Raw genomic sequence first — 20,039 nt, 5'->3', positions numbered from 1 at the left:
CAACTGTATAGTTGTTATATCCCAGTATCCACAAAATTAAAAGAAGGTGAGCTTTTCTTTTGCTCATTCATATATCTTACTATTCCTTTTCAAAGGCATAAAAGCGCCGAGACATACATTGCTGTCTCGGCCACTTTTATGTCTAATTTAATACTAATATAAATAACTTTATACAAACTGTTTCATTTCAGTTTTAAATTAATTTATAAGTGTTTCTGGATTATCTGATATTAACCCATGAACTCCTAACGTTATGAGTCTGTTGGCCGTTTCAGAGTCATTTACTGTATATGGCATCACCATTAATCCGTTCTTATTTGCTCTTTTTAAAAATTTTTCATTCACTAATGAAAACTGTGGATTGATATACTGTGCGTATTTACTGATTTGTTTAAATTTAGGTAACCTGTACCAATATTTTTTCTTACTAATTAAAATACCTAACTTATACCCCTTCTTTAAGTTATGTATTTTTTGAATCATTTGTTGATCAAATGATTCAATAATCACCTTTTCTTTAGGCATTTCATATGCCTCCAATTTATTGAGAAGTTCTATTTCTATATTTGGATATAATTTAGGGTATTTGAGTTCTATCAATAATTTTTGAGGGGCTTCTTTAACCATTGCTAAGACATCATCTAACTTCATGATTATTTGCCCTTTAAATGCCTCGTCTTTATATATGCCAAAGTCAAATTGTCGCAAAGCTTCTAATGTATACGCCTTTACTTTTCCTTTGCCATTAGATGTACGGTCTATCGTCTTATCATGAATGACTACAAGATGATTATCTATTGTTCTATGTATATCTATTTCCAACATATCTATATTGCTAGTTAAGGCAGCTTCCAACGCGATGCGTGTATTTTCTGGATACTTAGTAGCCAATCCGCGATGTGCAACTAATACAAATTGTTGGCGATTAAATTTGTTATCTTGCAAACCTTCCTCCTACTTTCTTTATCTCTCAATTTCAACTAAACTTAAGTTATCACATTTAATCAGGAGGTCAATCGATATGGTCCAACATGAATTTAAAGTACAAACAAATTGGAATGGTGGTCGTGACACAGTCGGCAACTTACAAGGCGATATTTTAGAAGAGCAAATTTCTATACCATCGGGTTTAGGGGGTAATGGTACAGGAACTAATCCAGATGAATTGCTTGTTTCTGCTGCTTCTTCTTGCTATATCATTTCATTAGCAGCTGTTTTGGAACGTTCTGGTTTCACAGATATTAAAATCGCTCAATCATCGATTGGTACAGCTATTTTTGAAAATGCAAAGTTTCGCATGGATAATATCGTACACTATCCAGAAATTTATATATCTCAAGAACAAAAAGATAATTTAACTAAGAAACTCCCTAAATTGTTAAAGGTTGCAGACAACAATTGCATGATTTCTAATTCCTTGAGGGGAAACGTTGAAGTAAAAATAGTACCAAAAATAAAATAATTTCAAAAATTTTTTATATGTGGCGGAATATGATTAAATTAACAATGAATACCCTTACATTATTTTTAGATTGATTCTATTTCGCCCTTTTTTCTAACTAAAAGCTTTTTTATTTTCTGAAAATTTGCTAAACTTGTACAATCTTAAGCATTGGGGGAATTAGTCATGAAATATTATCATCCATTGTTACTTACACCAGGACCTACACCAGTACCAGAACAAATATTACACGCAACACAATTACCTATGGTTGGACACCGATCAAGTGATTTTGAATCAATAGCGGAGGAAGCATTTCGCGCACTAAAACCTATCTTTGGTGCTAAAAACGATGTTATCATCTTAACTTCAAGCGGTACAAGTTCTCTTGAAGCAAGTATGCTAAACCTAGCTAACCCAGAAGATGATATTGTGATTATTGTTTCCGGTGCATTCGGTAATCGCTTTAAACAAATTGCTGAATCCTATTATAAAAATGTACATATTTTTGAAGTCGAATGGGGTAAAGCTGTCAATGTACCCGATTTTATAGATTTCTTAAAATCTTTGAATAGACAAGTCACAGCTGTCTACAGTCAATATTGTGAAACATCAACCGCCGTCTTACATCCTGTAAATGAATTAGGTCATGCTTTAAAAAATTATGATCCATCCATTTTTTACGTTGTCGACGGTGTAAGCTGTATTGGTGCTGTTGATGTGGATTTAGAACGAGATCAAATTGATGTACTTATTTCAGGAAGTCAAAAAGCAATTATGTTACCACCAGGATTGGCATTTGTCGCATATAATGATCGTGCGAAAGCTAGATTTGCCGAGGTCACTACACCACGTTTCTATTTAGATTTAAATAAATATCTAAAATCACAAGCTGAACATTCAACACCCTTTACGCCGAATGTTTCATTGTTTAGAGGGGTCAATGCTTATGCACAATTAGTAAATGAAGAAGGATTTGAACAAGTTATACGTCGTCATTACGCTATTCGCGATGCGTTAAGACAAGCGTTAACCGCTTTGGATTTAAATCTTCTTGTAGACGAAGCTTATGCTTCTCCTACCGTTACTGCCTTTATACCGAATTCAAAAGAAGAATTAGATTATATTAAAACAGAACTAAAAAAACGTTTCGCCATCACCATTGCAGGCGGTCAAGGCCATTTAAAAGGAGAAATTTTACGCATTGGTCATATGGGGCAAATCTCACCTTTCGATATATTACAAGTCGTATCAGCTTTAGAAATTCTCTTAACAGAATATAGAAATCAATCTTATATTGGCACAGCCATTACTCAGTATACGGAGGTTATCAAAGCATATGTATAAAATTTTAGTATCAGATCCAATCTCACCAGAAGGTTTAAAAAGCTTAATCGATCACAATGATTTTGAAGTTGTCATCGATACAGAGTTAGATGAAGCAGAACTTATTAATCAAATTGCAGATTATCAAGCACTTATCGTTCGTAGTCAAACGCAAGTAACTGAGGCAATCATTGAAGCTGCCCCAAATTTAAAAGTGATTGCGAGAGCCGGTGTTGGTGTAGATAACATCGATGTCGATGCAGCGACAAAACATGGTGTGATTGTTATTAACGCACCTGATGGTAATACAATTTCTGCAACAGAACATTCAATGGCAATGATTTTATCCATGGCTCGTAATATTCCTCAGGCACATCAATCGTTGAAAGATGGCAAGTGGGATCGTAAGACATATCGCGGAACTGAACTTTACAATAAAACGCTTGGCGTCATTGGTGCCGGTAGAATTGGTTTGGGTGTCGCTAAACGTGCACAAAGCTTTGGGATGCACATTTTAGCATTTGATCCTTATCTTTCTGAAGATAAAGCGAAAGAATTGAATGTCACTCGAGCTACTGTTGAAGAGATTGCAGAGCAATCAGATTTCGTTACAGTTCACACGCCACTTACACCAAAAACAAAAGGCATTGTAGGTAAAGCATTTTTCGAGAAAGCTAAACCAAATTTGCAAATTATAAATGTAGCACGTGGTGGTATTATTGATGAAGCCGCTTTGGTTGATGCGCTTAATCAAAATCAAATACAAAGTGCGGCAATAGACGTATTTGAAAGTGAGCCAGCAACGGAATCCCCTCTTGTAAATCATGAAAAAATTATTGTAACGCCACACCTTGGAGCTTCAACTGTGGAGGCACAAGAAAAAGTTGCAGTATCAGTAGCAAATGAAATTGTTGATATATTTGAAAATGGTAATGTATTCAATGCGATTAATGCACCGAAAATGACTTATAGTGAAATTAATGATGAATTAAAACCATATATTGAATTAAGTCAACTTACCGGTGAAGTTGGTATACAATTGCTTGAAAAAGCACCCCGTGAATTGCATATTAAATATGAAGGCGACATTGCTCTGGATGACACAAGTTTACTTACGCGTACGCTCGTATCAGGTGTATTAAAACAAGATCTAGCAGAACGTGTAAACTTAATTAATGCACTCGTACTTCTTAATGAACAAGGTGTGTCTTATAATATTGAAAAAAATGCAAAACATCGTGGGTTTAGTAACTATATTGAATTAACCCTTATTAACAAAGATACACAAATTAAAATAGGTGCTACAGTATTAAATGGATACGGTCCTAGAATAGTAAGAATCAATGACTATCCCGTTGACTTTAAACCAGAGCGCCATCAGCTTATCATCAATCATAATGATAGACCAGGTATTGTAGGCCGTACTGGTCAAATTCTAGGGGAATATGGCATTAATATTGCTTCTATGCACCTTGGTCGTATTAATCAAGGTGGTAACGCATTGATGATCTTATCCATTGATCATCCAGTTACTGATGATGTTATAGATGGCTTATATGAAATTGAAGGTTTCAATTTAATTAGAAGCGTTGAACTTGAAATAGAACCAGATGCAAATTATATTATTTAAATAAATAATAAAAGCAGCTTAATCCTTATAAAGCGAAGGGTTAAGCTGCTTTTTTGTCTAATATACGATTGTAACAGGTTATTTTTACAATAAAATATTTCTAATCTCACCTACATGATCGACAATATAATCAGCACCATAATCTACTAATTCATCACGTGCATGTATACCTTTCAAACCTGTTAACGGTCCGATAAATGTTGCTCCTATCTTTTTCGCACTCAATAAATCTGCTAAAGAATCGCCAACAACAAAGACTTCATCTTTGTCTACACGATTTTCTTGATTAGTAGCATAGTGTCTATATTTATCTTGATGGTTCCCTTCCAATGTCGCTAAATAGCTAAATGGATTAGGCTTACCTAGTGGCTTTAATTCTGGATATAAATCTTCTGCAATTAAAACTTCACTGGCAGTTACAATATGTACTTCATCAAAGTAAGACTTAATACCTATTGTTTCAAAAGGCACTATTGTTTCAGTTCTCGGTCTGCCAGTTGCTATGGCAATATGATAATTTGCCGACTTTAAATCTGCTAATAATTGCTTAATCTCTGATACAGGTCTTAACACGACTTCATTATATATATAGCCATGTTTAAAGTCAGACCGATTTTCTTTCTTTTCTACCTCGTTGAAAAGTTGATGTCCTAAATACCATTCTTGATAAACTTCTTGTGCAAGCATCCAGAACGGACTTTTCAGTTCAAATACGGCTGTTTTTGTCGTATTTAATTGTTCACTTGCATAATGTATTAAATCTTGATAAATATTTTCCTTACCTGCTGTTACACCATCTAGGAATGATAGTGGCAATGTAAAATCTAAAGAAACATTTTCAATTTTTTCACCTATCCACTGAAACGTCTCTTGTCCAAATTGATTAGAATCGAGCACGCGATTGACATCTTCAGAAGGCAATGTCTTACAAATTTCAATAAAATGGATTGCCAAAACGACAAACAACATATCCCAATTGGAATTTAAGCCTAACGATTTTAATTTAGTTAATATTTCATCATGATAAAAAACAATATCTCTTATTTCAGAGATTTTTGCATCACTTAAATTTTCAAACTGTACAGTTGTATCTAAACCTATGTATGACTCACTCATCAGGATTTCATAAACAGTTAGTGCAGATACATCAAAACACCTTTCTTCACTTAAAAAAACACCATCAACATCAAATAATACCGACTTCATTATACCAACTCTCCTTTAATCAGAAAATTCTGATACTAGTATATCGTACTATCTTACTATGAAAAGAGCAATGTATTTTCAAGATAAATCATGTGAAAATAAAAGCGGTCAAAGATAAAATTTTTAAATTATTTAATTTTTTCCTTTTCCAATAATGAAGCGTTTAAAAAGTCTGAGACAATGATGGATGTCTCAGACTTATCAAGCATTATATTTAATTTTCCATTTGTACTTCTATTTCATCAGCGATTTGCTGTACCTGCATACCAATAATGACCTGTGTATTATGTTTACCACTTTGTGTAACACCTACAGCACCTGCGCCTTTAATTTTAGCTTCATCAATTGCGCTATTATCATGCAATTCCATTCGTAAACGTGTTGCACAGTTTGTTAATGACATAATATTTTCCTTGCCGCCAAGACCTTCTAAAATTTGTTTAGCTGGTTGCGAATATTTATTTGTCGATTTAGTTTGTGTTTCATTTTCATCAACATCAGCTGTTGTAGCTTCATCTGATGTTGGATCAGGAAGTAAATTATCGCCACGTCCTGGTGTGTTTAATTTCAGTACTTTTATAGCAAGTCTAAATACAACATAATAAATAACAAAGAATACTAAGCCTTGTACAAGTAGCATATAAGGTTGATTAGATACTGGATTGATTAATGACAAGACATAGTCAATTAATCCTGCACTAAATGAAAATCCAGCTGTCCAGTGAAATAGTGCTGCTATAAACATAGATAAACCCGTTAATAATGCATGGATAACAAAAAGTATTGGTGCAACAAACATAAATGAAAATTCAATAGGTTCGGTAACACCTACAAAAAATGCTGAAATTGCGCCACCAAACATTAAACCATATACACGTTTTTTCTGTTTTGATTCTGCAGTATGATACATAGCTAAAGCTGCTGCTGGAATACCAAACATCATAACTGGGAAAAACCCAGCCATGTATCGTCCTGTAACACCATGAACTGCACCATCGCCAGTTTGGAATTTTGCAATATCATTTATACCTGCTAAATCAAACCAAAATACTGAGTTTAAAGCGTGATGTAAACCTGTCGGAATTAACAAACGGTTGAAGAAACCATACAAGAATGCACCTACAGGGCCTAAGTCTAAAATCCATGTCCCAAATATAACGATTGCTGAAAAAATGAACGGCCAAACAAATAACATGATTACAGCCAAAATAATACTAAAAAAAGCTGTTAAAATCGGTACTAATCGCTTACCACTAAAGAAGGATAAAGCTGTTGGTAATTCTGTTTTACTGAATTTATTGTAGGTATATGCTGCAATTAAACCTATAATTAAGCCGATAAAAACATTTGAATTATTCATTTGTTCAAATGCTGCATCCACACCCGTCTCTTTAACCCCCAGTAACGGCGCCAATTTTTCTGGACTCAATACTACTGTCGTTAAAAAGAAACCTACAGCTGCCGCAAGTGCTACAGCCCCATCATTTTTCTTAGCCATACCTAATGCTACCCCAATAGCAAAGAGGATACCAAGTTGCTCAAGTATCGTAGAACCTGCAGAAGAAAAGAATGCAGCTACTGTCGGTAATATCCCCAATGCCAATAATGCGTTACCGATACCTATTATGATTGCAGCTGCTGGTAAAACTGCAACCGGTAGCATAAGAGATCTACCTAGTCTTTGAAAGAAACTAAACATAACAATTCCCCATTTCAAATAGTTAATTACATATAAAAAACACCACATGCACAATATAGTCCACGTGGTGTATGTAAACGATTTACTCGCTGTCATTGTACAATTACATAATAACACATAATTTAAAAATTACGTATAAAAATATAATAGTCTTACTATTTCAAAAACATTGAATATTAATTATTATTTTTTACATATTCATTTAATTCCGATTGTAATTGTATTGTTTTTCTTTCTAATTCTTTTGTTAAATATTCTAGTTTTTCATTACGTTTCATTGTTTTTGGTAAATTTTTAGTTTCAATCGGTTCACCAAATTTAATAATGGCTTTCCCAGTAACTAAACCTTTGATCTTTTTAGGACCCACATATGCTGCTGGTAATATTGGGGCTTGCGCCATTAAAGCAATCGTTACTGCACCCCTTTTCATTGGTGCACCTTCATCATATTTCATACGATGCCCTGTTGGAAAAATACCAACTGTTTTATTTTCTTTTAATAACTTAATGGGTTTTTTTAGTGTACTCGGTCCCGGATTTTCTCTATCGACTGGAAACGCATTAAGAGAAGATAAAAACTTGCCAAACCATTTGTTATTAAACAATTCTTTCTTCGCCATATAATGAATTTGATTTGGATAAATTGCAGTTCCTAACATAATCACTTCATTATAGCTTTCATGAGTACATGTCACAACATATCTATGAAGTTGCGGAATATTTTCTTTTCCTTGAACTTCTAATGATTTACTTATTTTCAGTATGATCAATTCCAATAGACCACTTATAAATTTATACATCTTCGCACCTACTTCGTTTTGCTAATATTTACTTATTGATTTTATCATTTAGTCTTATTATGAACAAGGAGATTTATATTTCAGTCTAAAGTCGTATAGTGATATACTAGAAAAAGTTGTATAAAACTTTCATAATAGGATATAGAGTAATTATCGGAGGTAGTATATGTCAGAATTTAACAATGAAAATAATACAAATCAGCAACCAACACAAACGACTCAGCCATCAAAAAAGAGATTCAAACCTAAATTCCCGTGGTTTAAAACCATAATTGTTGCCTTAGTTGCAGGCATTATCGGTGCCTTAATTGTTCTAGGAGTGGGAAGACTTATGGAAAGCACGGTACTTGATAATGGTGGTTCCGATGTGAACGAAGCTTCTAATCATAATAGCGGTGGAAATACCTTAGATGGTAAAAGCGATAAATATGATTCAGTTAATCAAATGATTAATGACGTCTCCCCTGCTATTGTTGGTGTAATCAATATGCAGAAAGCACAAAATTTAGATGACCTTTTAAAAGGTAAATCAAATAAATCACAAGAAGCTGGCGTTGGCTCAGGTGTCATTTATCAAAAAAATAATGGTTCTGCTTATATTGTAACCAATAACCATGTCATTGATGGTGCGAGTGAGATTAAAGTACAATTGCATAATTCTAAACAAGTCGATGCTAAATTAATCGGTAAAGATGCGTTAACAGATATGGCCGTACTCAAAATAAATGATAGCAAAGGTACCAAAGCCATTGACTTTGCTAATTCTTCAAAAGTAAAAACCGGAGATAGTGTTTTTGCGATGGGTAACCCTTTAGGCTTAGAGTTTGCTAATTCTGTAACATCAGGCATTATCTCTGCGAGTGAACGTACGATTGACACACAAACATCCGCTGGATCTAATAAAGTAAATGTACTTCAAACTGATGCGGCAATTAACCCTGGTAATTCAGGTGGTGCATTGGTAGATATCAACGGTAACCTTGTTGGTATTAATTCGATGAAGATTGCAAGTGAACAAGTTGAAGGTATCGGCTTTGCAATACCTAGTAACGAAGTAAAAGTAACCATTAAAGAACTTGTAGAAAATGGTAAAATAGAACGTCCTTCTATCGGCATTGGTTTACTCAACGTAAGTGAAATTCCAGAACAGTATAAAGACCAACTGAAAACGTCACGTAAAGATGGCGTATATATCGCTAAAGTTGAAGGAAACAATGGTCTTAAAGAAGGAGACATCATTACACAAATTGATGACAAAAAAGTGAAAGAAGATACAGATGTTCGCTCCTATCTTTATGCAAATAAAAAACCCGGTGATACAGTGAATTTAACTGTAGAACGTAATGGTAAAGAACAAAATATAAAAGTAACATTAAAAGAACAAAAATCATCGAATAACAATGATAGTTCTGAAAGTGAAAGTTCGTCACCTTTTAACTAAATATAAGGTAAGCTATTTAAGTTAATATTTCATATTGGTTTTAAGTCTGGGACATCCATGAATGTCTCAGACTCTTCTTTATATATTGGATACTAAATCTTAAAAATCTATCGTACTATCAAACTATTTTTAGCACTGCTTTTTAAAACTACTTTCACATTCATATGAATTAGTAGTTCTTTAAAACAGTGAAACTTTACTTTTTCCATTCATTCGTCTACTACTCAATAGAAAAGATCGCCATCCCTTGAAACATTCATTCAAAGGATGGCGATCATGTTTAAATATGTTATTTGTAATTAACCATAAAGTATTTTTTCTTACCACGGCGAATAATCGTGAATTCATTTTCGATTTTATCTTCATTTGTAAGTTCATAATTTACATCTTGCTGTCTGATACCATTAATATAGATAGCACCATTGTTTACATCTTCTCGTGCTTGGCGTTTAGAAGATGAAATACCAGTCTCAACAATGATTTCAACAATATTTCTAGTTTCACTACTTAATTCTACTTGAGGTACATCTTTAAAGCCTTCTTTTAATTCTGAGGCAGATAGTGATTGTAAATCACCAGCAAATAGCGCTTGTGAAATACGAATAGCGTCATCTAATGCATCTTGACCATGTATAAAACGCGTAACATTTTCTGCTAAAGCCTTTTGCGCTTCACGTAAATGTGGTGCTTCATTTAATGATTTTTCTAAAGCTTCAATTTCTTCTTGTTCTAAGAAAGTGAAGTATTTCAAGAATTTAATAACATCATCATCTGTCGTGTTAATCCAGAATTGGTAAAATTCATAAGGACTGGTTTTTGCTGCATCTAACCAAACAGCGCCCCCTTCAGTTTTACCAAACTTTTTGCCGTCTGATTTTACTACTAAAGGAATAGTAAGCCCATAAGCCTCTGTTTGACCGTACATGCGACGCATTAACTCTATACCACTTGTAATGTTACCCCATTGATCTGAGCCACCTACTTGTACCTTACAATTGTACGTTCTATTAAGATGACCAAAATCAATCGCTTGTAAAATTGTATATGTGAATTCAGTATAAGAAATACCGTGCTCTAATCGTGTTTGAATAGAATCTTTACCTAACATGTAATTCACACCTACATGTTTACCATAATCACGTAAAAAGTCGATTAAAGAAATTTGTCCTAACCAATCTTTATTATTAACAAGTTTTGCACCTTTTTCAGTATCAAATTCAAATATTTTATGCATTTGTTTATAGATACCTTGTACGTTTGTTTCGACCTGTGCTTCAGTTTGTAAAGTACGTTCTTCAGATTTACCAGAAGGATCGCCAATCATACCTGTCCCACCACCAATTAATACAAGTGGGCGATGTCCATGCTCTTGAAAGCGGCGTAGTGTTAAAAATGGTAATAAATGACCGATATGCAAACTATCTGCTGTTGGATCTGCACCACAATATAATGTCACTTGCTCTTTGTTCAAGATGTTTTCTATTCCAGACTCATCTGTTTGTTGATAGATTAAACCTCTCCATTTTAAATCTTCTAATAGTGCGTTTGTCATTGTATCAACCTCCTGTATTAATTAAGATATCGCTTTGAATAAAAGTTCGAGTTAAGTAGTATGTGTTAAATTGCAACATATATAGATTTCTAAAAAAATAGAAAAACGCCCTTACAAATTAATGTAAGGGCGCATGCGCACGGTACCACCATACTTTAAGTCAAATAACTTTATTAATGATACGTTCATTAACTAAAACGTTTGGATTCATTAAAAACTTAAGGTGTATTCACAAATTATGTAACATTAGTTCACAGCAACCACTAACTCTCTTTAGTTTACACAAAACGCTACTTCTCCTCTATCCAAAAACGATATCGAATTGATACTTATTATAATTAACTATAATTTAAAAGTCAATAACATAAATTGTGTTATAATGTTGCTTAAATAAGGAGGCAACATATGACGCACCAAAAAGTTGAAAATAATTTACAACATCAACCGCAAATATCAAAGTATGAAAAATTTGAAATCATTTACAAAAAACTCAAACATATTTTTATTGGTTTTTTTACGATTCTTACATGTACCTTAATCATACTATTAGCCATTACTGTATTTTATTTTCAAAGCATCACTAAAGAATCAGAACACATATCTGATAATACACTAAGATTGAAATTGCTTAATATTCCCGGTACTCAGGATATTAACTATAGTAATCAACATATCCTTTCCGAATATAACCAATCATTAAACCCATTAATAGTGGGTCCTAAAAATGTTAATAAAAATATAATTAAAGCATTAACAGCTTCCGAAGATAGCTTATTTTATAGACATAATGGTATTTTACCTAAAGCATTACTGCGAGCAGTTGGACAGGATTTATTTAATACCGATGCAGCAACGGGCGGCAGTACAATTACTCAACAATTAGTAAAGAATCAAGTCTTAACCAACGAAAAAACTTATGATCGAAAAGCAAATGAGCTTGTGTTGTCTATGCGCGCTGAAAACTTACTAACAAAAGATGAAATTATATATACATATTTAAACATTGTACCTTTTGGTCGTGATTATAATGGAGCTAATATATCTGGTATTTCATCAGCTTCCTATAATTTGTTTGGAAAGCCACCTTCAGAAGTTAATATTGCTGAATCTGCATACCTCATTGGTTTATTACAAAGTCCTTATTATTACACACCTTATCAAGAAGATGGTGTCCTCAAACCAGATGATCAAATTCAAATAGGCATCAATAGACAACATTATGTATTAAAACGTATGTTAGTTGAAAAGAAAATAACACAGCATCAATTTAATCAATCAGAAAAATTTGATATCAAAAAGCATTTAATGACAAAATAAATACATAAAAATCGCTATAAAATAATCTGTGTCAGTTAATTATTTCATAGCGATTTTTTATAGTTTTAGATTAGAGTCATATCTATGCCTACGAAATTTTAAAGTAGTATGTGACTTTTAACATCGTAAGCGTATAGACAATAAATTAAGAAAGCAACCTAATGCGCGAGCACATTAGATTGCCATTATAGTTAATAAAAATGTCTGTTAACAACATTTCATTGTGCCGTTAAACTATTAGAATAAACCTACTGCATGTCCATCATCTGTAACATCCATATTTAATGCTGCTGGTTTTTTAGGTAAACCTGGCATTGTCATAATTGCACCTGTTAAAGCAACAATAAATCCTGCACCTGTTTTTGCTTCTAATTCACGAATAGTAATTTCAAAACCCTCTGGTGCACCTAACTCTGTAGCATCATCCGTAAATGAATATTGTGTCTTAGCCATACAAATAGGATAGTTATCCCAACCATTTTCTTTAAATTGTTTTAATTGTTTCTGAGCTTTACTACTAAATGCAACTTTGGCACCACCATAAATTTCTTTTACAATGGTTTCAATTTTATCTTCTAACGGTTGTTCTAATTCATATAAATGTTTGAAATCTTGTGGTTGATCGATGACTTCTAAGACTTTGTTAGCTAAATCGATACCACCTTTACAGCCTTTTTCCCAAACTTCTGTTAGAGCTAAACGCACGCCATTTTCTTTGGCCCACTGTTCAACAAATTCAGTTTCTGCTTCTGTATCATGTACAAACGCATTTAATGCAACTACCGGTTCTAAGCCATATTTTTTAACGTTTTTCACATGGCGTTCTAAGTTTACGATACCTTGTTTTAATGCGTCTACGTTCTCTTCTTTTAAGTTATCTTTAGCTACACCACCATGCATTTTAATAGCACGAATTGTTGCAACGACAACTACGGCAGATGGTTCAAAACCTGCTTCACGCGCTTTGATATCAATGAATTTTTCTGCACCTAAGTCAGATCCAAAGCCAGCCTCTGTAACTACAATATCTGCTAAATCTCTAGCTGTCTCTGTAGCTAAGATTGAATTACAACCATGTGCAATGTTGGCAAATGGGCCACCATGTACTAATGCAGGTGTTCCCTCAATTGTTTGTACCAAGTTCGGTTTAATCGCATCTTTTAAAATCATCGCTAACGCACCTTCAACTTTTAGGTCAGCAACGGTTACTGGCTTACGACTAGGTGTATAACCGATTGTAATATTACTTATTTTAGATTTTAAGTCGTTTATGTCGTTAGCTAGGCATAAAATGGCCATTATTTCTGAAGCGACCGTGATATTGAAACCATCTTCACGTGGTACACCTTGTGTAGGACCACCTAGTCCAACAATCACATTACGTAACGCACGGTCATTCATATCTAATACACGTTTCCACTCGATACGTCTTTGATCAATCTCCAATTCATTTCCCTGATGAATGTGATTATCGATAAATGCAGATAATGCGTTATTCGCTGTAGTAATCGCATGGAAGTCACCATTAAAGTGTAAATTAATGTCTTCCATAGGTAATACTTGTGCATAACCACCACCAGTGGCACCACCTTTGATACCAAATGTTGGCCCTAATGCTGGTTCACGAAGTGCGACCATTACTTTTTTCTTAAGTTGATTGAATGCATCTGCTAAACCAACCGTAACAGTTGATTTACCTTCACCAGCAGGCGTAGGACTCATAGCAGTAACTAACACTACTTTACCTTTGCCATTATTCTGTTGAACCTGATTAATATCAATCTTCGCTTTATAATGTCCATAAGGTTCTAGTGCATCTGAAGGAATTCCCGCCTTCTCAGCAATTTCTCCTATCGGTTTTAATGTTGATTGATTTGCAATATCTAAATCAGATAAATGTGCCAAATTCATTCGCCCCTTCTTAAAATAAATTTTTAAATCAATAATCTTTATATGTTAGTGATATATACTACTGATAAAAAATAATTCCTTACATAGTTAATTTTAACCAACTTAAATAGCATTGTCGACAAACAGAGATAGCGCTTTCAAATTTATATGTGTAAAATTGTAAATTTAAACTAAAAACATATACTTATATTGTACTATTACACCATATGTCGCTATGAGTTTTAATTCATTAATCATGGTAACTTACTTTACTTATATATCGTAGTTTATCATAATGCTTAATACATCTGCTTTCTATAAATTTTTTCAGTACTTCCATTTATGTAAATGAAGAAACTAAAAATTTTAAATTGCAGTGCTAATTACTTTAAATCACTATCTTGAATCAATTAACGATTTATTGTTAATAGGCTAAATATTGCTAAGTTGTTATTATTTTAAATTAATAAAAGCTATACCCTTTAAATGTTTAAGGATATAGCTTTTGTTTCATTTTAATCATTTATACAATTGTATTTGATAGCTACGATAATAAATTAAATATGATTTCACTTTAGCATGTAAATTCAACTCGTCTTTTATCGTTTATACTAGTCTTCCATAGTACTTAAATCGCCTTCTGGCAGATCTAATTCCCATGCTTTTAATACGCGACGCATGATTTTACCTGAACGTGTTTTTGGTAATTTTTCTTTAAATTCGATTTCTCTTGGTGCAGCATGTGCCGCTAAGCCTTCTTTTACAAACTTACGAATTTCTTTTTTAAGTTCATCTGATTCTTGATAATCAGGTCGTAACGCCACAAATGCTTTGATAATTTCACCACGAACTGGATCTGGCTTACCAATTACACCCGCTTCAGCTACTGCTTCATGTTCAACCAATTTAGACTCAACTTCAAATGGGCCAACACGTTCACCAGCTGTCATAATCACATCATCAACACGGCCTTGGAACCAATAATAGCCATCTTCATCTTTATATGCAGAGTCGCCTGATACATACCAATCTCCAATGAAATAAGAATCATATTTCTCTGGATTTTTCCAAATGGACACCATCATAGATGGCCAACCTTTTTTAATCGCTAGATTACCCATACGATTCGCTGGTAATTCATTACCTTGATCATCAATGATTGCTGCTTCTATCCCTGGTAAAGGTTTACCCATTGAGCCTAATTTTACATCCATAGAAGGATAATTGACGATCATATGACCACCAGTTTCTGTCATCCACCACGTATCGAGTACACGTTTGCCAAAGACATCTTTTGCCCATTTAATGACCTCTGGATTTAAAGGTTCGCCAACAGATAAAATACTCTTGATTGAAGAAAGATCATATTTTTCAACTACATCATCCCCTGCACTCATTAACATTCTAAGTGCTGTAGGTGCTGTATACCAAATGGTAACTTTAAATTCTTCAATCATACTGTACCAAGCCTCTGGTGAAAATCTTCCACCAGCAATACAGTTTGTTACACCACTTAACCAAGGACTAAAGATACCATATGATGTTCCTGTGACCCAACCAGGATCTGCAGTACACCAATAAACATCATCCTCTTTAAAATCTAATACATACTTACCTGATATATAATGTAAGAGCATTGCTCTTTGTGCATGTAAAACACCTTTAGGTTGTCCGGTAGAACCAGAAGTATAGTGAAGTATCAAACCGTCATCCATTGTTAACCATTCCGTATCAAATGACTCACTTGCTTGTTGGAATTCACTATTAAAATCGACATAGTTTTCATCAACGACTTCGTCTACGACAACAATTGTTTCTAAATGAGGTAGATTTTCTTTAGGAATTCTAGGAAGTAACGCATTCGTTGTAATAATTACTTTTGCTTCACTATTTTGTAAACGATCTCCAACCGCTTTTTCCATAAATGCTTCAAATAGAGGTCCAACAATTGCACCTATTTTCAAAGTTCCAAACAACGCAAAATAGAGTTCAGGTGTTCTCGGCATAAATACAAAAACACGATCTCCTTTTTCAACATTTGCTTTTTCTTTTAAAACATTCGCAGCTTTATTTGAATTGATTTTCATTTCTTCAAAAGTATAACTTTCTTTACGTTTATCATCTTTATAATGTAAGGCAATTTTATCCCCTTTGCCTTCGTCCACATGACGATCTATACATTCATGTGCCATATTAACATTGCCAGATTCGTACCATGAAAATGATTTTTCTACATCTTTCCAGTTAAAATGATTGTATTCTTTTTCATAGTCTTGAAGGTTAAAATCTCCACTTTCACCTTTATAAACTTCTACTTTCATTTTAAATCCCCCTCTGAATGAAATCGATTGCTTAAAAATTATTATAACGAATGTTATCGGAATTTTCAAAATAATAAGTGTAAGCGTATTTATTTATATGTTATTTTTCCTCTTTTTAACTTATAATGTAGATAACAAACTTGTTGACTATATTATATGCGGTAGTTTGGAGTGAAAAAATGAAACATATCAAAACATATCAATCTCAAACCTATCACTTAAATGAAGGTGATTTTATAATAGAAGGTCCTGTACCACTTTCTTCACTCGATACGATGACGTTTGATGATGGTTTATATGCATTTCGACCACCTAAAGATCAATTTGAGGCAATAAAAGAAATCAGTGAACTAGAAGAAGGTCGTATCTATGTCTTACATGAAGCACAACATATCATCGGTTATGTGACTTATCACTATCCAGATCCACTCGAACGTTGGTCTAGTGGCAATCTAGATTATTTAATCGAACTTGGTGCTATTGAAATCAGTTTGCCTTATCGACATTTACATTTAGGAAGTGAACTTATCAAATTAAGCTTAAAAGCAGATGAATATGAAGATTATATCGTATTAACTACAGAATATTACTGGCACTGGGATTTAAAAAATTCTGGTCTCGACGTATATGAATATAAAAAACTAATGCAAAAACTAATGGGTTATGGGGGCCTTGAAATTTTTGCTACTGATGACCCTGAAATTACAAGTCATCCTGCAAATTGTTTAATGGCAAGAATTGGTTCACGTATTTCAATCAATCAATTACAAGAATTTGATAATATCAGATTTATGAATCGCTTTTTCTTTTAAAGGGGAGAAATTTATGAGTAATATGCAACAAACTACGGGCTATGTATACGCAAATGAATTACTTCAATATCGTTTCAGCAATGATCATCCTTTTAATCAAATGAGATTAAAACTAACTACAGAATTATTGTTAGATCTAGGCAGTTTAAAGCCTGAACACATCATAACACCGAGAATCGCAACAGATGAGGAATTATCACTAATACATTCTTATGACTATATACAAGCCATTAGACGTGCGTCCCATGGTATTTTAAATTTACAAGAAGCTAAAAAATATGGCTTAGATGGTGATGATACATTGCAATTTAGACGGATGCACCAACATAGCGCTAGAATTGTTGGTGGTGCGTTAAATTTAGCTGATGCTATCATGGATAAAAGCGTTAAAAATGGTTGTCATCTCGGAGGTGGCTTACATCATAGTCTACCAGGTCGTGCAAATGGATTTTGTATATATAACGATGTGGCTATCACTATTGCTTACTTGATTAAACACTATAATCAACGTGTATTATGTATAGACACAGATGCACATCATGGTGATGGTACACAGTGGAGTTTTTACACTGAAGACCAAGCTTTAATTTATTCGATCCATGAAACAGGCAAATTTCTATTTCCTGGATCTGGACATTACACAGAACGTGGTAATGAGCAAGGTTTCGGCTATACAGTTAATATTCCTTTAGAACCATACACAGAAGATAGCTCTTATTTAGAGGTATTTAAGCAAACGATTGAACCTATTATTGCTTCTTTCAAACCAGATATCATTGTTAGTGTTCATGGTGTGGATGTGCATTATTTGGACCCACTAACACACATGAGTTGTACATTAAACACACTTTACCAAATTCCTTATATCATTAAATCTTTGGCTGATACATATACAAATGGCAAAGTCATGATGTTTGGCGGTGGCGGTTATAACATTTGGAAAGTAGTGCCAAGAGCTTGGTCACACGTATTCCTAGCGCTTATAGAAGCACCACCACCACAAGGTCAATTACCATCACAATGGCTTGAAAAATGGCAACCTTATGCTACCTGTACTTTACCAAAGCACTGGCAGGATGATAAAGAAAATTACATCGATATACCTAGAGAGGAAGAAATTACAGCTACCAATTTAAAACATGCACAACAGGTAATTAGTTGGTTTAAATAGTAAGATTTATAGTTAAAATAATAATTTGAACAACTTGGTCATTTTGAAGAAATCCGCCTAAAACATTGTATGTTAAAAATTTTAGAAGCATTTACTGTTAAGCTTAGATTCATCACCCTACTATGGGTGAAAAATACATGTTCACACCGTATCCCAGATATACATGACCTTTCAAAATATAATAAATACAAAAAAGCTCATCTTCAATATGTACTAGCTCAGAGTATAAATTAAAGCCTACACAATAATTTGTGTAGGCTTTAATTTATATATTTGCTTTAAAACGCATTGACGATTTATTTCGTCGTCCCTCTATATTCAATTCTATGTGGAAGAATAACATTCGGTTCATCAATTTCTTCTTCATTCATATATTTAGTTAATAATCTCATACCTACTGCACCAATGTCATATAAAGGTTGAATAACGCTTGAAAGTTGTGGTCTTACCATCTCAACTAATCTTGTGTTGTTAAAACTAATGATTTGTACATCCTCTGGAACGTTCACACCTTCATCTTGTGCTGCATGTACAAGACCAATAGCTTGTTCATCACTGATTGACAAAATCGCTTCTGGTTTTCCAGATTTTAATGATTCAAATGCGCGTAGCCCATCTTTGTAAGTTTCATTGCCATTAAAAATAAGTTCATTTTTTAATTCAAGATGATTTGAATCTAAAACCTCTTTTAGCCCAGTCAATACATCTTCTTGTGCTTTTTTGGAATAATCGCCACCGACAAACGCAAATGTTTTAGCACCTTTTTCAATCAATTCAGTAGTAATTTCTTTTGCTGCTGTTTTGAAATCAATATTAACTGATGAAATACCTTCATCTTTACCATTTGTTCCTGAAACAACAACTGGAACAGATGATTTATTAATAAGTTCTTTAATTTCTTCTGAAATAGTACCACCTAAGAAGATAATACCATCTACTTGTTTACTAAGTAGATTATTGAAAATTTCTTTTTCTTTATTTGGATCGTTATCTGAATTAGAAATAATAGAATGATATTTATACATTGTTGCAATATCTTCTAATCCACGAGCCAATTGTGAATAATAAACATTTGAAATATCTGGTATGATTACGCCAACTGTTGTTGTACGTTTACTTGCTAATCCTCTTGCCACTGCATTCGGACGATAATTTAATTTTTTGATAACATCGTTAACCTTATCACGTGTTTCCGGCTTAACATTCTGATTTCCATTGACAACACGTGATACAGTTGCCATAGAAACGCGAGCTTCACGAGCTACATCATATATTGTTACAGTCATATTTTTCCTCCTTGAAAGCGATTTCTTTATCATTGTAACTTGTTTTCATAACATTTTCAAAGTTTACCATATTTTTGCTCATTGTAAAATCATTTTGTTTTTAAAATTCATAAATAATTCAATTCATATGATATGAACGTCTATTTA

15 protein-coding genes are annotated in these 20,039 nt (G+C 33.5%); 7 read left to right on the top strand and 8 right to left on the bottom strand.

Annotated elements, in window-relative coordinates; genetic code table 11:
- Positions 1-198 precede the first annotated feature (198 nt).
- Positions 199-945: a glycerophosphodiester phosphodiesterase gene (locus M1D64_RS05440; RefSeq protein WP_041080012.1), complete on the bottom strand. Its 747-nt coding sequence runs from the start codon at positions 943-945 to the stop codon at positions 199-201.
- Between the two features lie 76 nt (positions 946-1,021).
- Between M1D64_RS05440 and M1D64_RS05435 the strand changes: the two genes are divergently transcribed.
- From M1D64_RS05435 to serA, 3 genes are all read left to right on the top strand, one after another.
- Positions 1,022-1,462 carry an SACOL1771 family peroxiredoxin gene (locus M1D64_RS05435; protein WP_041080013.1) on the top strand — a complete coding sequence of 147 codons (441 nt, stop codon included), beginning with the start codon at positions 1,022-1,024 and terminating at the stop codon, positions 1,460-1,462.
- Positions 1,463-1,627: 165 nt separating this feature from the next.
- Positions 1,628-2,788: a pyridoxal-phosphate-dependent aminotransferase family protein gene (locus tag M1D64_RS05430; RefSeq protein WP_041080014.1), complete on the top strand. Its 1,161-nt coding sequence runs from the start codon at positions 1,628-1,630 to the stop codon at positions 2,786-2,788.
- The gene (gene serA, locus M1D64_RS05425) at positions 2,781-4,397 is read left to right on the top strand and encodes a phosphoglycerate dehydrogenase (RefSeq protein ID WP_041080015.1); all 1,617 of its coding nucleotides are present in this window, start codon (positions 2,781-2,783) and stop codon (positions 4,395-4,397) included. Before M1D64_RS05430 ends, serA begins: the two co-directional genes overlap by 8 nt.
- An 84-nt stretch (positions 4,398-4,481) precedes the next feature.
- Here the strand turns inward: serA and M1D64_RS05420 are convergent, their stop codons facing one another.
- The 3 genes from M1D64_RS05420 to M1D64_RS05410 form a co-directional block, all read right to left on the bottom strand.
- The gene (locus tag M1D64_RS05420; RefSeq protein WP_002483017.1) at positions 4,482-5,603 is read right to left on the bottom strand and encodes an HAD family hydrolase; all 1,122 of its coding nucleotides are present in this window, start codon (positions 5,601-5,603) and stop codon (positions 4,482-4,484) included.
- A gap of 214 nt (positions 5,604-5,817) precedes the next feature.
- Complete coding sequence (gene nagE / locus M1D64_RS05415) at positions 5,818-7,302, bottom strand: N-acetylglucosamine-specific PTS transporter subunit IIBC (RefSeq protein WP_129530964.1); 1,485 nt, start codon at positions 7,300-7,302, stop codon at positions 5,818-5,820.
- Positions 7,303-7,478: 176 nt separating this feature from the next.
- Positions 7,479-8,102: a lysophospholipid acyltransferase family protein gene (locus M1D64_RS05410; protein WP_041080017.1), complete on the bottom strand. Its 624-nt coding sequence runs from the start codon at positions 8,100-8,102 to the stop codon at positions 7,479-7,481.
- Between the two features lie 166 nt (positions 8,103-8,268).
- Between M1D64_RS05410 and M1D64_RS05405 the strand changes: the two genes are divergently transcribed.
- Complete coding sequence (locus tag M1D64_RS05405) at positions 8,269-9,543, top strand: S1C family serine protease (RefSeq protein ID WP_002483014.1); 1,275 nt, start codon at positions 8,269-8,271, stop codon at positions 9,541-9,543.
- Positions 9,544-9,832: 289 nt separating this feature from the next.
- Here the strand turns inward: M1D64_RS05405 and tyrS are convergent, their stop codons facing one another.
- Positions 9,833-11,095: a tyrosine--tRNA ligase gene (gene tyrS, locus M1D64_RS05400; RefSeq protein WP_041080019.1), complete on the bottom strand. Its 1,263-nt coding sequence runs from the start codon at positions 11,093-11,095 to the stop codon at positions 9,833-9,835.
- A 405-nt stretch (positions 11,096-11,500) separates the two neighbouring features.
- Between tyrS and M1D64_RS05395 the strand changes: the two genes are divergently transcribed.
- Positions 11,501-12,412 carry a biosynthetic peptidoglycan transglycosylase gene (locus M1D64_RS05395; protein WP_129530963.1) on the top strand — a complete coding sequence of 304 codons (912 nt, stop codon included), beginning with the start codon at positions 11,501-11,503 and terminating at the stop codon, positions 12,410-12,412.
- Between the two features lie 237 nt (positions 12,413-12,649).
- On the opposite strand, the gene M1D64_RS05390 is transcribed toward M1D64_RS05395, so the two are convergent.
- Positions 12,650-14,317 (bottom strand): formate--tetrahydrofolate ligase, encoded by a 1,668-nt coding sequence (locus tag M1D64_RS05390; protein WP_069822064.1) that lies wholly within the window; start codon positions 14,315-14,317, stop codon positions 12,650-12,652.
- Positions 14,318-14,913: 596 nt separating this feature from the next.
- Positions 14,914-16,623, bottom strand: a complete 1,710-nt coding sequence (gene acsA / locus M1D64_RS05385) for an acetate--CoA ligase (protein ID WP_002483010.1) — start codon at positions 16,621-16,623, stop codon at positions 14,914-14,916.
- Between the two features lie 179 nt (positions 16,624-16,802).
- Between acsA and M1D64_RS05380 the strand changes: the two genes are divergently transcribed.
- A complete protein-coding gene (locus M1D64_RS05380; RefSeq protein ID WP_002483009.1) occupies positions 16,803-17,435 on the top strand; it encodes a hypothetical protein in 633 nt (210 codons plus the stop codon).
- 13 nt (positions 17,436-17,448) lie between these two features.
- On the top strand, positions 17,449-18,606 hold the full coding sequence (locus M1D64_RS05375) for an acetoin utilization protein AcuC (protein WP_011302874.1): 1,158 nt from the start codon (positions 17,449-17,451) through the stop codon (positions 18,604-18,606).
- A 296-nt stretch (positions 18,607-18,902) separates the two neighbouring features.
- Here M1D64_RS05375 and ccpA read toward each other — a convergent pair whose 3' ends face one another.
- Positions 18,903-19,892, bottom strand: a complete 990-nt coding sequence (gene ccpA, locus M1D64_RS05370; RefSeq protein ID WP_041080020.1) for a catabolite control protein A — start codon at positions 19,890-19,892, stop codon at positions 18,903-18,905.
- Between the last annotated feature and the right edge of the window lie 147 nt (positions 19,893-20,039).

The sequence above is a fragment of the Staphylococcus sp. Z5-21 genome, from assembly GCF_056529615.1.
Note: the sequence above shows the minus strand (reverse complement) of the source record. Positions and strands in the feature narration are given on the sequence as shown.